The sequence below is a fragment of the Paenibacillus sp. WC2504 genome, assembly GCF_052682475.1.
This window is the reverse complement of record NZ_JBQZFH010000001.1, coordinates 3,145,713-3,160,310: the sequence shown is the minus strand read 5'-3', so window position 1 is coordinate 3,160,310 and position 14,598 is coordinate 3,145,713. Positions and strand designations below refer to the sequence as shown.

The following is a 14,598-nucleotide window of genomic DNA, read 5'->3' as shown; positions in this document are numbered from 1 at the left end:
GCTTAGGCGACTTACTCGTTCCAGTCATAGCTTTACTGAGATACTAATAAAAGGAGTATAACGAATTCACTAGACATAGTCAATATGACAGCTGCCTGGCAGCCGTCATCCTAGGCTTCTTCCTTTTGATCGAACTGCATGCTCTGCCAGCCTTCATTGTTTAGAAGCTCCAACTGAGCTTCCAGCAACGTCCGGAAACGCGTACGGTAAATCGATGCTTGTTTCTTCAACTCTTCAATCTCCAGAGCTACCCTACGTGAACGCGTCAAGGATTCGTTAATAATCCGGTCTGCATTCTTCTCAGCTTCCTTCAAGATCAGCTGCGCTTCTTTCTTGGCGTTGTTTCTAACTTCATCCGCTGCTTCTTGGGCAACAATGATCGTTTTGCTTAACGAGTCTTCGATGTTCGTGAAATGATCCAGACGCTCCTGCAGGGCCACCGTTTGATTAGCTAAGTCTTTATTCTCACGAATCAATGCCTCGTAATCCTTAATGACTTGATCGAGGAATTCATTGACTTGATCTTCATCGTATCCGCGAAAAGAACGGGAAAATTCCTTATTATGTATATCTAACGGTGTTAATGGCATCAGTGCCCCTCCTTTGCGTTTTGCACAGCTTTGCACAGCAATACGCACATCTATACTGAATCAGTTCGACAGAAAATTAGCAATTCCTGCATGGTTCGTGGATAATTTATCCACGTTCATGCAAACTTGCCGATCTTCACACGAATCCTACCTTTTTTCGTTACGCCTTCGACTTCGAGCACCTTGAATCTGCCGAATCCTTGCATAGAAACCATGTCGCCCTCTTTCAGCGGCTTACTCGGATCTTCTTCCGGCTTCCAGTTGACGCGGCAGCGCCCGGCTTGAATAGGGATCAGCACTTTAGCGCGGCTAAGCCTGAATACATCGCTTACAATACCGTCCATCCGCATGGAGGCAACGGATAACGTCAGCTCGTCCAGGTTCACAGTTGCTAGCTCCAGTTTATTCAATGGAAGCAGTTCTGTCTGAACATGGACTCTATGAACTTGTGACAAGTTTAAGTGCAAATAATCGGCTGCATCACGGGTAACTAGGCAATGGCAGCCACCCTCTATAACATGAATATCGCCAACCTTGTCTCGCTTCATGCCGAGTCCAAGAATGGCGCCCATGTAATCCCCATGTTCTAATGTTAAAAATTTACCGTCCCCGGATGAAACGGAGAGAACAGCCATCTCCATATCTTCCTCATCCAATGTCCGGTAATCAGGGGCGACTAGCGCCCTTCTGCGTTCCGCATCCGGATAGCCGCCGTCGAACCGGCAGTGCACATCCGGATGCCGATTCACGAGTGAGGTTAAGATGAAAGCTTGTCTGGGATCCAGAAAATCAGTCAGCTTCACGGCGTGGTTCTGTGCCGCCCGCTCCACCCAATCCCAGGCTTTATCTACAAAGTAATGTTCGTCTGAATGAAAATGACTATAGAGTTCTTTAGACAATTTTAAAACATCCCTACAATGAAATCTAGAACGGCAATAATCCCCATGACCACGAATCGCAAAGCGATAAGGGCAACGATCGGCGACAAGTCGATGAACCCGATGCTTGGAATTATTTTTCGGAAAGGACTTAAGTACGGTTCAACTAATTTCCCCAGCAGACCACCGACAAAACTGTCGCGTGCATTCGGAAACCAGGAAAGAATTAAGTAACCGATAATCATGAAATAATAAATTTCCATCAAAATACTAAGATAATAGTGAACGTAATCCACGTACGCATCCACCTCTGTGTTAGGATATGCGCCTATTCCTCACTCATCATCTCTGAGATGTGGCCATGAATATCAACTGTATCAGGTGTGCAAAGGAAGATATTCGGTCCCAGTTTGGATATAGACCCATTCAAAGCATATACTGTTCCGCTCAAAAAATCTACGATGCGTATGGCTAAATCACCGCGAACTCGCTGTAGATTGACGACCACCGCTCTTCGAGAACGAAGATGATCCGCGATGTCTTGCGTTTCTTCGTACGTTCTAGGCTCGCTCAGCACGACACGCGCGTTCTTCTGAGAGTGAATGCTGACGACATTCGCCTTATTTTTATTACGCAATTCATAAGGATTGGTTTCAGGTTCTTCCGTTGTTTCCACGATTCGCTCACGCTCCACAACTTCTTCCTCTTCTTGTAATCCAAGAAAATTCATAAAACGGTTATAAACTCCCATTATAATTCCCTCCTATCCGCTTGTTCAATCCTTTATAACCTTTATGCTTCTTTTCCAACCAGAACAGTACCCAATCGCACCCATGTAGCTCCCTCTTCAATCGCCACTTCAAAATCTCCTGACATCCCCATGGATAGCTCTTTAATGTCATAGGGGAAAATGTTGCGCTCATTCAATCGGTCTCTCAGTTCTCTTAAACTGCGAAAGACAGGTCTAGTCGCATCGGCTTCCATCTCATAAGGCGCCATCGTCATTAAACCGGAGATATGTATATGCTGCAGTTTGCTGACTTCTTCAGCAAATTCGAAGAAATGCTCGGGATCCATGCCATACTTGGATTCTTCTCCGGATATGTTTACTTGCAGCAAACAATTAACTTGCATACCGAGCGCCGCAGCCTGCTTGTCCAACTCCTTGGCGAGCGACATCCGATCGAGCGAATGAATGTAGGCGAATTTGCCAATGACATCTTTCACCTTGTTCGTCTGCAAATGACCTATGAAATGCCATGTACCGCGTTCATGCAGTGCCTCCCACTTAGGCTTTACATCCTGCCAACGATTTTCACCGATATGCAGCAATCCCGTATCCAGTACACTTCGGGTCGTCTCCAAGGACACATATTTGGTCACAGCAATAATTTTGATCTCATCCTCATTTCGTCCTGACCGCTGGCAAGCTGCGGCAACACGAGCTTCAACTTCTTCTTTACGCGCTAGTAAAGTCATATATGTAAACACCTCAATTTCAAACGTTGCCTGCTTGTTATCTCCTTACCGAAGACCAATCCAAGCAACCATTCTACCTGTTGATCCGCCCTCTTTGCGATGAGAAAAGAAGTCATCTGAGCGGCAACTCGTACATAACTGAGTTACTTCGATATGGGACGACAAAATTCCTGCTTGTACCAACAATTTTCGGTTCAGTTCTTGCAAATTCAGCATGTACTTGCCGTTTTCCTTGCCAGTAATAACTGTAAGCCTGTCATCAGGCGTTGCATTCATCTCATCTAGCACAGCATAAACATGTGTTGCAACGGTGTCATCCACCTCATAACAGCAAACACCAATGGAAGGTCCGATGGCTGCCCTGATGTCCTTAGGCTGACTACCAAAAGTATGTGTCATTAAGGATATTGTAGCCATGGAAATGTTTAGCACGGTCCCTTTCCAGCCGGCATGGGAGAGTCCCACAACGTGATGAACAGGATCATAGAAAAACAGTGGTACACAGTCTGCAAACTGCGCACATAGCACAATTCCCTTCTCCTTCGTAATAAAGCCGTCCTTCGCTTGAATGGCTGACTCCCTCGACGTTCTTCCTATCCCTTTCTCCTGAAGCGACACAACCGTCACCTCATTGCCATGTACCTGCTCCGCGTAGGTAAAAGCGTCGAATGGCTGACCGATGGCTTCAGCTAACCGTTCTCGGTTCCTGATCACGTGCTCAGGATTATCCAACACATGCAGACCACAGTTCAACGTTGAATAAGGTGCTTCGCTCACTCCGCCATGTCGTGAAGTAAAACCTGCCGTCAGTCCTTCAAATTGGTCCATCCAGTTTTCTATTGTATAGAGTGCAGGCTGCCCCTCTTTTACTTGTTTCACAAATGGTTCCACGATAATTCCACTCCCTTACATTCATACTACCTCTACTTTAGCACAAAACAAAAAGACACACGATTGTCTCTTGGCTGATTGTGGGAATTCAGCCTACATTCGTGTGTCATACGTTAGTTGCGGAACTGTCTGTTGAACTCATAGACACCTTCATTTTCTTCGGTTTGACGATACGGACGAGCATCTTCGAGCTTCACGAGCACAACGTCTGCGCCGATTTTCACAATATGCTTCCATGGTATGATGACGTCTGTTCCGGTACCAAACAACCCGAAAAATCGGCTTTGGTTCGGCACGACAATCGATTCGATCCGTCCCTGCAGCAGATCCAGCTCCAGGTCGCTGATTTGACCGAGTTTTTTGCCGTCCACGATATTAATGACATCTTTCGTCTGGAAATCAGATATTTTCATGAGGCTATTCACCACGAATCCATAGGATTTTAACTGATTTTGTACTAGTATATGTGCGGTGTGGGCAAAATGTCCTGAAAATCAAAAAAAGACCGTCACAGCTTGTCACAGCTGCTCCGGTCTTTATGTATAGAAATTACGATTTCACGTGTTTCTGCATCTGGCAGATGGCTGATTTCTCAAGTCGCGATACCTGTGCTTGGGAAATGCCAATCTCATCGGCAACCTCCATCTGTGTTTTTCCTTCAAAAAAACGCATGGAGAGAATCATTTTCTCTCTCGCATTCAGCTTGCGCATCGCTTCACGAAGTGCGATTCCCTCAATCCAGGACATGTCCTTATTTCTTTCATCACTGATTTGATCCATGACATAAATCGGATCACCGCCATCATGATAAATCGGTTCGAATAACGAAACCGGGTCTTGAATAGCGTCGAGTGCAAACACGACATCCTCTTTGGGCACGTTCAGCGCCTCGGAGATCTCATAAATCGTGGGTTCGCGTGAGTTCGCATTCGTCAGGCTGTCTCTGACTTGCAGCGCTTTGTAAGCAATATCTCTTAAGGAACGAGAAACGCGAATCGGGTTGTTGTCACGTAAGTAGCGGCGTATCTCACCTATAATCATCGGTACAGCATAGGTTGAGAATTTGACATTTTGGCTTAAATCAAAGTTATCAATGGCTTTCATCAGACCGATACAGCCAACTTGGAAGAGATCGTCCACATACTCTCCGCGATTGTTGAACCTCTGGATCACACTTAGAACCAATCTGAGGTTCCCATTCACCAATTTCTCTCTTGCCGTTCGCTCCTGCTTGGTCTGCAAATCAGCGAACAGCTCGCGCATTTCAGCATTGGTCAGAACAGGCAGTTTGGCGGTATCAACACCACATATCTCAACTTTATTTCGGGTCACCGTGATTACCTCCCAAGGAGAAACATTAATGTTAATTATCCCCCTGAGTGAGTGATTTATTCCTGCTTAACCCCCCGTTCCGCCACTTGACAAAAGGCCTCCGACTCGCTCCCCCCTGTGACGCCTGAACAATTTCGACATTGCCAGCTCAAAAATATTTTTCACAAAAAAAAGAGAGGTGGGATCACGACCACATCCCAAGCTCTCTTTTCACCTTACACCATCTTGTTAAACTCCTTACGCAGCCTTTTAATGATTCGTTTTTCCAGCCTGGAGATGTAGGATTGCGAAATGCCAAGTAGATCTGCCACGTCTTTTTGCGTTTTTTCCTCGCCGTCCTGTAATCCAAAGCGCAGCTCCATGATAATACGCTCACGCTCACTTAATTTATCCAACGCTTTGTGCAGCAGCTTACGGTCTACTTGTTCTTCAATATTGCGGTAAATGGTATCGTTCTCTGTTCCGAGTACATCGGACAAAAGCAGCTCATTACCATCCCAATCGATATTCAGCGGTTCGTCAAAAGATACTTCCGTACGGATTTTACTATTACGCCGCAGGTACATGAGAATTTCGTTCTCAATACATCTGGAAGCGTATGTAGCAAGTTTAATTTTCTTCTCCGGATCAAACGTGTTAACTGCTTTTATTAAGCCAATAGCGCCGATGGAAACCAGATCTTCGATGTTGATGCCTGTATTTTCAAACTTCCTGGCTATATAAACAACCAATCGCAGGTTGCGTTCAATCAACATGGCTCGAATAGCGGCGTCCCCGGATGGTAATTTTTCCAATAAGTATTCTTCTTCTTCCCTCGTTAGCGGTGGCGGTAGAGCCTCGCTTCCACCTATGTAATAGATTTCTTCTCCCTTAAGACCAAGAAGCATCAAAATTCGATAGTACGCTAGTTGAAAAAGCATTTTCCACTTCAAGAGCATGTTAGTTTCCTCCTAAGAGTTTTCCGTAGGAAAACTTGCTTCGTAAGCATGGGCTGAGTTTTCGTAGGAAAACTTGCTTCGTATGCATTCGCTGAGTTTTGCGTATCAGAACAGACTTCGCCAGGGCATGAAAGCGCTAACCAGCAGATATTAATGCCGGATGAATAATCGCTTGATAGGATCCGTCGCTGCAAAGCTTTCCTCCGTCGAGTCCGATAAGCACCTTAGATGCTTCAATTTGCGTACTATTATGGGTAATCACCACCTTATCCGGTTTAATGGCCAGCATGAATTGGGTGTTCCGATTAACGCCTCGATAAGGCACTAGACGCAAGCGGTCCTGCCAAACGAACTCTTCTACACCCAAACCGCTTATGATTTGGTCAACATCAGCTGACCGAATCCGCTGCAGCCACTCTACAGGCAATACATCGCCCCATTCCGACACTTCCATGACCATCACAGGGGTGCGCGTTAGTGGATCATACAATTGATTTCCCGTATCAATTAATCCTTTGCAGGAGGCCGTATAGTCTCCTACATGAATCGTAACTTCCGCAACGTAGGCTGTCAGCACCTCACGCTGCTTTGTGCTTTGCAGCACGGTCCTGAACCACCAGAGCAATGGAATAAGTAGCAAAAGAACAAAGAGCACGCTGCCAATTTGGAGTTGGAACATTGCCACACCGGATTGGGTGAATACAATACCTTTCATCACCTCAGAGGACGATGCAAGGACATAATGGATACCAAACATCCCGCCAGCGACAGCAAAATTTACTAAGAGGAACGTTCCGAGGTTTCTCAATAAATTTTGTAAAGACCCGAACCCAAAAGCAGTCATAATCATCCCTATACAAAACATACATTTCACAGAAAATGTAAAAAGAAACACGGGTACCGGCAAGAACATAATGACGACATAGGAGGCTCCTAAGAACGACGAACCTACGATTCTCCACCATTTGAACGATATTTTCCGCGTTTTGGCCGTTACGATCAGCATGGCCGCATCCATCAGAAAGTTCAGTAGGAAAATGAGATCCGCGTAGACGATCACAATGTCCTCACCTCCATGATAGATGCTTTTTCAACCATTTTCCTGACGAAACTTTAAGGTTCTAAATCAGTATAGGGCAATCCTAGTTCAAAGTCTGTCTAAACTTGCTAGTAGGCTACTACTTTTTTTGTCAGTTGACGCGGCCTTTAACTAACTAGAAAAGCCTTCAAAATAACAAAAAACCGAAGCCGCTACATGACGTAGGACTTCGGTCTCTTTACACATTTCGTGTAATTATTTGTCGTTATTCCGCCCGCGATTGCGCAGGAACGTCGGAATATCTAATTGATCGTTTGATGGCTGTGAGCCAAAAGGTTTGAGGTTGTTCAATCGGTCGGAAGAAACGGATGGCGAGGATTGTGGTTGCTCTTGATGCCCGCTGACAGGACGCTTAACCGGTTGAGCCAGTGGTGATGCTCTATGCTCAAAACCAGTAGCAATGACCGTTACCAGAATTTCGTCTTTCAGCTTATCATCAATAACTGCTCCGAAAATCATGTTCACTTCAATATCAGAAGCTGATGCCACAATATCCGCCGCTTCATTGACTTCGTACAAGCTGAGGTTCACGCCGCCTGTGATGTTCATCAGAACCCCACGAGCACCTTCGATCGACGTTTCCAAGAGTGGCGAGGAAATCGCCTTTTTCGCTGCTTCAGCCGCGCGGTTTTCACCTGTTGCCACTCCGATTCCCATCAGGGCGGAGCCGCGTTCTGTCATGATTGTCTTCACATCAGCAAAGTCCAAGTTGATCAAACCAGGAACCGCGATCAAATCGGAGATCCCTTGAACGCCTTGGCGAAGTACGTTATCCGCTTCGCGGAAAGCTTCAAGCATCGGCGTTTTCTTATCTACGATTTCCAAGAGACGGTCGTTAGGAATAATGATAAGAGTGTCTACTTTCTCTTTCAATGCAGCAATCCCTTGCTCTGCTTGTAAGGAACGCTTGCGACCTTCAAATGTAAACGGACGAGTAACAACACCAACGGTTAACGCGCCCACTTCTTTTGCGATTTCAGCAATAACGGGAGCCGCTCCAGTTCCAGTACCGCCACCCATTCCTGCAGTAACGAATACCATGTCTGCGCCGCGAAGCGTGTTCAGAATCATCTCCCTTGACTCTTCTGCCGCTTTCTTCCCTACATCCGGGTTTGCGCCTGCGCCAAGACCGCGCGTCAGCTTGTCCCCGATTTGCAATTTATGCACCGATTTGGCAAGGTGTAAAGCTTGAGCATCCGTGTTAACGGTAATAAACTCAACGCCCTTAACGCCGTTCTCGATCATTCGATTTACCGCATTACTACCACCGCCACCAACACCGATGACCTTTATTTGAGCCAACTGTTCCATATCCATATCAAATTCAAACATGTGAGTCATATCCCCCTAACGTTGCGTTCACTATATAAATTCACTGAAAAAACTTTTTACACGTTCCAAAATACCAGGTTTAGAGCTCTCGGAGGATTTTTTTGTTACAGGTTTTGATGCCACTTTTTTGGTGAAAGCGGTATTCCGGTTTTTCATGTACTTGGAAACGAATTGAATGATGCCAACACCACTCGTGTAAGAAGGATCACGCACTCCGATGAAATCAGGAACGGCAATTCGAACAGATGTAGCGAGTTGAGCTTGTGCAATGGCGAGTACACCTGGCATACAAACGGTTCCGCCTGTGAGTACGTACCCACCGGCTAGATCGCCATATCCCAGGCGGTGCACTTCTGCACGTATCATTTGGAAAATTTCTTCAACGCGGGGTTCAATAATATTCGCGAGATCAACTTGCGAAAACTCTTTTTCCACATTGCTTCCCATTCGTGTAACCTTAAACATTTGATCGGGGGCTGAGTCGTCTACCGATGCGCAACCGTATTTCAGCTTTATTTTCTCTGCGATTTCGAGCTGAGTACGAAGGCCTATCGAGATATCATTGCTGATATACTCACCGCCGATTTGAATCGTTGATGTGGCTGTCAGATTCCCTTGTTCAAACACAGCGATCGTCGCTGCACCTGCACCAACATCAACCAGTACAGTTCCTACTGATTTCTCATCCTTGGAAAGAGCTAACTGTCCGGATGCAAGCGACATCAAGATGAGGCCTGCGACCTTAAGTTCGGATTTTTCCACAACTCGGATCAGATTATGTATCCCCGTCTTCGCGCCTGTGATTATCGTCGCTTCCACTTCTAAGCGAACGCCGATCATGCCGCGAGGATCGTTAATGCCTTCTTGTCCATCAACTAAGTATTGCTTGGGTACGACTCCAATAATTTCACGCTCGGGAGGTAATGCGATGACTCTTGCCGCTTGAATGACACGATCAATATCCTCTTCCCCGATTTCTCGGTCTTCATTAGAAACAGCGACAACACCGTGACTCGATTGAAGAGCAATATGATTCCCTGAAATTCCTACGTAAACCTCGGAAATTTGTACGCCGACCATTCGTTCAGCATGATCAACAGCGCTCCGGATGGAGTTGACCGTTTGGTCAATATCAACGATTGCGCCTTTACGAATACCCTCTGACTCGGCAGATCCCACACCTATTATATTAATGGTTCCGTTAACAACTTCCCCAATAATAGCACGAACCTTGGATGTACCGATGTCTAAACTAACAATGATATCATTGTTGCTCAAGCCCCTGGCACCTCCTATAACTTGGATAATATTGTGTTTACATTACAATTACTTAAATACGTATTCCACACAACCGCCATATTCCCTCTTTTTTCAACATTTTTTTTAACGGAAGCAAAGTCGTTTTTTTAAACAGTTAATTTTCAATAGAATAGGGATAAAACAAGTCTAGTAATTGCTTGTACACTTCATAGGGTTAATAGAATTCTATTTAACCATAAAACTAATTTTAACATTAATTTTCATGGTTGAGTAGTCCATTAAACCGTTTTTTTATCAGGAAGGACGCGCTGTTTCTGGGATTACGGTTTCGGTGTCGCTTTTGGAGTCGGCTTTGGCGTCGACTTGTTCCCATCCTTGTTAGGATCGGGTGATGGGCTTGCTGCTGCATTGCTTCCACCTTTGTGGCCCGACGCATTATTCGAATCAGATTTCGTATCTTCATTAGGTTCAAAAGGAGCATGATATTCTACTTCTAGCATTTTGATAATGCCGCTAGTAATATGATCCTCTTGTAAGCTTGCTATATAAGCAGGCAGATTGTCAATTTTCTCAGGCAAGTAAGCTATCGTGGTGTACACTTCAAATTGGGATCTCGTGTACAGCTTGATTTTGTCAGGGTACGGCTCCGACGGGTCCGGTTTGATTTCGGAAATGTCCGAGAGCGCACTCTCCGGAATTTCACCAAGCACTTTGCATAGTGCTGCTTTATTCGGATCACCATCCGTCCACCCCGTCAAAATGGGCATATCCAGTGGAATGCTGCTGCCAGCAGGCAGTTCAACGACAGCGCCATCGGCAAGCACCGCTTGCTTTTTGCCATCTGCTGCTATCTGGAAAGCAACCTTCGGATACTCCTGCACGGTAATGAGAACTTTGCCTGGAAAATGCTTCTTCACCGTAGCTGTCTTAATCATGGGCAGAGATGCTACACGCTGTGTTATCGTTTGTGAACTGAAGGCAAAGAACCGGTCCCCGACGGCAATCTGGCTGGCTTGTCCGATCGCTTCTGAGGTCATGAGCTCATTTCCTTCAACTTCAATGGCACTTACACGGCTTAGAGAAGACTGAAAAAACAAAATGACTAAAATGATGATAAAAAAAATAAATAAGAAGATGAGCAGTTTTCTATTCGTACGGGCTCGTGGCTTTGGAACGGGCGGCAGAGCGGGCATATTGCGGTCGTCAGACAAGCTGGGCACCACCTAATAGTTTCGAATGAAGGTTAAAATTTACAATCTTGTATGTACCAATCAAATGAAACCGTGAATCCCCGCCTGAATCCAGGAAGGGATGCGCGGAATTCATTCAGTTGTTCGCTTGCTCACTTGGAACAGGTGATTGTCGATGCACGGAAGCACCTAATCTTGAAAGCATATGTTCAATTCTATCATAGCCTCTATCAATATGATGAATTTGCTCAACGATCGTCGTACCATGCGCAGCCAGACCGGCGATAACAAGTGCTGCGCCAGCACGTAAATCCGTCGCCTCCACTGTCGCTCCATACAGCCTGGGAACGCCTCGAATAAAGGCTGAACTCATATCTACACGGATATCTGCACCCATACGGGACAATTCATCTACGTGCTTGAATCTACCTTCGAAAATCGTTTCTTTCATTACGCTCATCCCGTCTGCTAAAGATAGAAGCACCATAACCTGTGATTGCAAATCAGTAGGAAAAGACGGATGCGGCGAAGTCACGATACGTTCGACGGCCTTCGGTCTAGTCGGACAGCTTACATGTATTATATCACCGTCAGAGATGATTTGAACACCTGCACGCTTGAGGACATGAATCACAGAGGTTAAGTGAGCAGGGTTAACCTTCTCTAAAGTAATGCTCCCTTTCGTTGCAGCAGCGGCCACCATAAAGGTTCCGGCCACGATACGGTCAGGGATGATGCGGTAGGTGCAAGGTAACAGAGTTTCCACACCACGAATGGTGATGGTATCTGTTCCTGCTCCGATAATGTCGGCGCCCATGGCGTTCAGGAAGTTCTGCAGATCCTGAATTTCCGGTTCGCGGGCCGCATTATAAATCGTTGTGATGCCTTCCGCTTTCACAGCAGCCATCATGATATTTTCCGTAGCTCCGACGCTCGGGAAATCAAGAACGATTTCACTGCCATGAAGCGATTCGGCTGTGCAAACAATTTTGTTTGCGAATTCTTCGATGTTGGCTCCTAAAGCTTGCAGCCCTTTCAGGTGCAAATCAATTTTACGTTCGCCGATTGCGCAGCCTCCGGGTTGATACACGGTGACACTGCCAAATCTAGCGAGCAGCGGTCCCATAAGAAAGATGGATGAACGCATCTGCCCCATCAATTCTTCTGGAATATGCGAGGAATTAGCTGTGGATGTTGTAATAGATACCGTATCCCCTTGCTGTTCGGCACGGCAGCCCAACGCACGAAGAATGCGGAGCATGGTGTCGATATCGAGCAAATTAGGAACATTATGCAGAGTATGAGTGCCGCTAGCCAGGATGCATGCTGCTAAGATTGGTAATGCGGCGTTTTTAGCGCCGTGTATCTGGATGGCTCCCGTGAGAGGTTTTCCACCTTCGATAACGAGCTTCTCCAAAGTTCCACCTCCGATTTACCTCTCACCCATCACCAAAACTTCCGGTACTAGCGATATGCCGTACTGTTTCTGTACGATCTGCTGTACTTCTGCGATGAGAGTGAGAACGTCCTCGGCTTTAGCATCTCCGGTGTTCACAATGAAATTGGCGTGCAGCGTGGAGATTTGCGCTCCACCGACACGTTTGCCTTTCAGGCCAGCCTCTTCGATGAGCTTTGCGGCGAATCCCCCTGCGGGGTTGCGGAATACACTTCCAGCACAAGCTAATTGAAGCGGTTGTGTGCGAAGACGCCGATCCCGGTAAGCCGCCATGGCTCCCGCGATTTCTTTGCGTTCTCCAACCTGTAATTCAAAGACAGCTTCTGTTACGATGCCAGGGAGAGTGTGCAGAATAGAATGCCGATAGGCATACTGCAAATCCTCTGCCAGCATCGTGACCAATTCCCCTGTGTCCAGGATGACTTCAGCCTGCTTGAGTATGCGTGACACATCGGACCCGTGAGCCCCTGCATTCATGTAGACGGCGCCTCCCACAGAACCGGGAATGCCCGAAGCAAACTCCAGTCCGGTTAAACCTTCCTTGGCTGCTAGCACAGACAATTTAATGAACGAATAGGAACCGCCTGCATAAACCGTCGCACCTTCAAAGCGCAAAGTTTCCAGCGCAGAGCCAAGTTTGATAACTACCCCTCTAATTCCTTTGTCACTGACAAGCAGGTTAGAGCCACGACCGATAATCGTCCATGGTACTCCACGTTGATGCAGAAAACGGATGACTGCAGCAACCTGCTCCTTCGTGTTCGGGAGGATAAGGCAATCGGCCGGACCACCGATTTTCCAAGTCGTATAAGGGGCCAGTCGCTCATTCGTTCGAATCTCGCCAATATTTGCTGCCTTTAAGTCGGATATTAACTGCTGCATGGGAAAACCTCCTTCACAGAACATAGGGCGAAATTATCGAATCATCTTAATCTCCATAATTTCAAAAATACGGACCAAGTTGAAGATGGCCGGGCTTCAAACTTTGGCGCCATATCAAGCCTTAGGTGTCTGTCACGGTTATAGTATAGTTTATGTAAAATCGGATAGAGTGTGACAATCGCCCATTCGCTTTCGAAAAACTAACTCGATAAGCTGTAGGATTCAATCAATTTAACGATCGCAGCAACAGCATCGCTGTCGTTGCGGGATTGCATAGCTGCTTTATAAGTTTCTCTGTTTGCATAAAGAGCCTCCAGGCGGGATTGCAGCGATTCAGCTGTAAGCTCATCTTCCTGCATAACATCCGCGTAACCGGCTTTCTGAAACGACTTGGCGTTCAGAATCTGATCGCCACGGCTCGCTTGCAGAGATAAGGGAATAAGCAGCATCGGTTTTTCCAATACCAAAAACTCATAAATCGACGTAGCGCCGGCCCGGGAAATCACAAGGTCTGTCATAGCTAAGACATCCGGGAGTTCCTCATTCAAATATTCGAATTGTTTATATCCCCGCGTCCCGGCAAACTCTGCCGCAATATTGCCCTTCCCGCACAAATGAACAATTTGAAATTGTTCCAGCAACCGGGGAAGATTTCCTCTGACTGCTTGGTTGATGACCTGCGAGCCCAGGCTTCCCCCCATGATCAAAATAACGGGTTTTTGCTTATGAAAATCGCAAAGCTGGTAGCCTCTGGAGGCTTTCCCGCTCCGAATATGTTCGCGAATCGGCAAACCGGTAAGAACCGCTTTCTCTTTGTTGACATGCTGCATGGACTCCGGAAATGTGACACATACTTTCGTTGCCATAGGAATCGATATTTTGTTAGCCAGTCCTGGCGTCATATCGGATTCATGAATAATGACCGGCACTTTGTTCATGCGACTGCCCAAAACAACCGGTACGGAAACGAACCCGCCCTTCGAAAAGACGATGGCGGGCTTCAGACGACGGAGCAATCTATAAGATTCATAAACACCTTTCATCACTCTAAAAGGGTCTTTGAAATTTTTCAGATCAAAATATCGACGCAATTTCCCAGAAGATATCGGGTAAAAAGGAACACCTTCGCGCTCGATGATGTCTTTCTCGATGCCTGTAGCCGAGCCTATGTATTTAATTTCCCAACCTAACTCTTTCAGCTTATGCATAAGAGCAATGTTAGGCGTAACATGTCCTGCGGAGCCTCCTCCGGTAAAGACAATTGTTTTCAT

At 46.3% G+C, this 14,598-nt stretch carries 16 protein-coding genes and 1 other annotated feature (1 of these 17 cut by a window edge); all 16 genes read right to left on the bottom strand.

Annotated features, from left to right (window positions below; all coding sequences use genetic code 11):
• Window positions 1–37, bottom strand: a binding site (T-box leader) (it extends 209 nt beyond the left edge of the window).
• Window positions 38–110: 73 nt separating this feature from the next.
• Window positions 111–590: a DivIVA domain-containing protein gene (locus ACUN27_RS13820; RefSeq protein WP_445559049.1), complete on the bottom strand. Its 480-nt coding sequence runs from the start codon at window positions 588–590 to the stop codon at window positions 111–113.
• Between the two features lie 116 nt (window positions 591–706).
• Entirely contained in the window at window positions 707–1,489 is a 783-nt protein-coding gene (locus ACUN27_RS13815) for a YlmH family RNA-binding protein (RefSeq protein ID WP_315951380.1), read from the bottom strand.
• Between the two features lie 2 nt (window positions 1,490–1,491).
• Window positions 1,492–1,731: a YggT family protein gene (locus ACUN27_RS13810; protein ID WP_157322286.1), complete on the bottom strand. Its 240-nt coding sequence runs from the start codon at window positions 1,729–1,731 to the stop codon at window positions 1,492–1,494.
• 65 nt (window positions 1,732–1,796) lie between these two features.
• A complete protein-coding gene (locus ACUN27_RS13805; protein ID WP_315951381.1) occupies window positions 1,797–2,219 on the bottom strand; it encodes a cell division protein SepF in 423 nt (140 codons plus the stop codon).
• 41 nt (window positions 2,220–2,260) lie between these two features.
• Window positions 2,261–2,947 (bottom strand): YggS family pyridoxal phosphate-dependent enzyme, encoded by a 687-nt coding sequence (locus ACUN27_RS13800; protein WP_315951382.1) that lies wholly within the window; start codon window positions 2,945–2,947, stop codon window positions 2,261–2,263.
• A gap of 45 nt (window positions 2,948–2,992) precedes the next feature.
• A complete protein-coding gene (pgeF, locus tag ACUN27_RS13795) occupies window positions 2,993–3,838 on the bottom strand; it encodes a peptidoglycan editing factor PgeF (protein ID WP_445559048.1) in 846 nt (281 codons plus the stop codon).
• Window positions 3,839–3,951: 113 nt separating this feature from the next.
• Window positions 3,952–4,251, bottom strand: a complete 300-nt coding sequence (locus tag ACUN27_RS13790; RefSeq protein WP_145656916.1) for a YlmC/YmxH family sporulation protein — start codon at window positions 4,249–4,251, stop codon at window positions 3,952–3,954.
• A gap of 136 nt (window positions 4,252–4,387) precedes the next feature.
• The gene (gene sigG / locus ACUN27_RS13785) at window positions 4,388–5,170 is read right to left on the bottom strand and encodes an RNA polymerase sporulation sigma factor SigG (RefSeq protein WP_127451991.1); all 783 of its coding nucleotides are present in this window, start codon (window positions 5,168–5,170) and stop codon (window positions 4,388–4,390) included.
• Window positions 5,171–5,385: 215 nt separating this feature from the next.
• Window positions 5,386–6,108 carry an RNA polymerase sporulation sigma factor SigE gene (gene sigE, locus ACUN27_RS13780; protein WP_090816111.1) on the bottom strand — a complete coding sequence of 241 codons (723 nt, stop codon included), beginning with the start codon at window positions 6,106–6,108 and terminating at the stop codon, window positions 5,386–5,388.
• Between the two features lie 136 nt (window positions 6,109–6,244).
• Entirely contained in the window at window positions 6,245–7,168 is a 924-nt protein-coding gene (spoIIGA, locus tag ACUN27_RS13775; RefSeq protein ID WP_445559047.1) for a sigma-E processing peptidase SpoIIGA, read from the bottom strand.
• A gap of 234 nt (window positions 7,169–7,402) precedes the next feature.
• Entirely contained in the window at window positions 7,403–8,539 is a 1,137-nt protein-coding gene (ftsZ, locus tag ACUN27_RS13770) for a cell division protein FtsZ (RefSeq protein WP_157321566.1), read from the bottom strand.
• A gap of 30 nt (window positions 8,540–8,569) precedes the next feature.
• Complete coding sequence (gene ftsA, locus ACUN27_RS13765; RefSeq protein ID WP_127451985.1) at window positions 8,570–9,817, bottom strand: cell division protein FtsA; 1,248 nt, start codon at window positions 9,815–9,817, stop codon at window positions 8,570–8,572.
• 302 nt (window positions 9,818–10,119) lie between these two features.
• Window positions 10,120–11,010 carry a cell division protein FtsQ/DivIB gene (locus ACUN27_RS13760; protein ID WP_445559046.1) on the bottom strand — a complete coding sequence of 297 codons (891 nt, stop codon included), beginning with the start codon at window positions 11,008–11,010 and terminating at the stop codon, window positions 10,120–10,122.
• Between the two features lie 115 nt (window positions 11,011–11,125).
• Window positions 11,126–12,406 carry a UDP-N-acetylglucosamine 1-carboxyvinyltransferase gene (gene murA, locus ACUN27_RS13755; RefSeq protein ID WP_445559045.1) on the bottom strand — a complete coding sequence of 427 codons (1,281 nt, stop codon included), beginning with the start codon at window positions 12,404–12,406 and terminating at the stop codon, window positions 11,126–11,128.
• 15 nt (window positions 12,407–12,421) lie between these two features.
• The gene (gene murB / locus ACUN27_RS13750) at window positions 12,422–13,327 is read right to left on the bottom strand and encodes a UDP-N-acetylmuramate dehydrogenase (protein WP_315951387.1); all 906 of its coding nucleotides are present in this window, start codon (window positions 13,325–13,327) and stop codon (window positions 12,422–12,424) included.
• Between the two features lie 200 nt (window positions 13,328–13,527).
• Window positions 13,528–14,598 (bottom strand): undecaprenyldiphospho-muramoylpentapeptide beta-N-acetylglucosaminyltransferase, encoded by a 1,071-nt coding sequence (locus ACUN27_RS13745; RefSeq protein ID WP_326060550.1) that lies wholly within the window; start codon window positions 14,596–14,598, stop codon window positions 13,528–13,530.

Bases quoted from the DNA above. Each gene is read 5' to 3' on its own strand.
- ACUN27_RS13805 (WP_315951381.1), bottom strand. From the start codon at position 2,219: ATGGGAGTTTATAACCGTTTTATGAATTTTCTTGGATTACAAGAAGAG.
- murB (WP_315951387.1), bottom strand. From the start codon at position 13,327: ATGCAGCAGTTAATATCCGACTTAAAGGCAGCAAATATTGGCGAGATT.
- sigE (WP_090816111.1), bottom strand. From the start codon at position 6,108: ATGCTCTTGAAGTGGAAAATGCTTTTTCAACTAGCGTACTATCGAATT.
- ACUN27_RS13820 (WP_445559049.1), bottom strand. From the start codon at position 590: ATGCCATTAACACCGTTAGATATACATAATAAGGAATTTTCCCGTTCT.
- ACUN27_RS13810 (WP_157322286.1), bottom strand. From the start codon at position 1,731: ATGGAAATTTATTATTTCATGATTATCGGTTACTTAATTCTTTCCTGG.
- ftsZ (WP_157321566.1), bottom strand. From the start codon at position 8,539: ATGTTTGAATTTGATATGGATATGGAACAGTTGGCTCAAATAAAGGTC.
- ACUN27_RS13790 (WP_145656916.1), bottom strand. From the start codon at position 4,251: ATGAAAATATCTGATTTCCAGACGAAAGATGTCATTAATATCGTGGAC.
- ACUN27_RS13745 (WP_326060550.1), bottom strand. From the start codon at position 14,598: ATGAAAACAATTGTCTTTACCGGAGGAGGCTCCGCAGGACATGTTACG.
- ACUN27_RS13800 (WP_315951382.1), bottom strand. From the start codon at position 2,947: ATGACTTTACTAGCGCGTAAAGAAGAAGTTGAAGCTCGTGTTGCCGCA.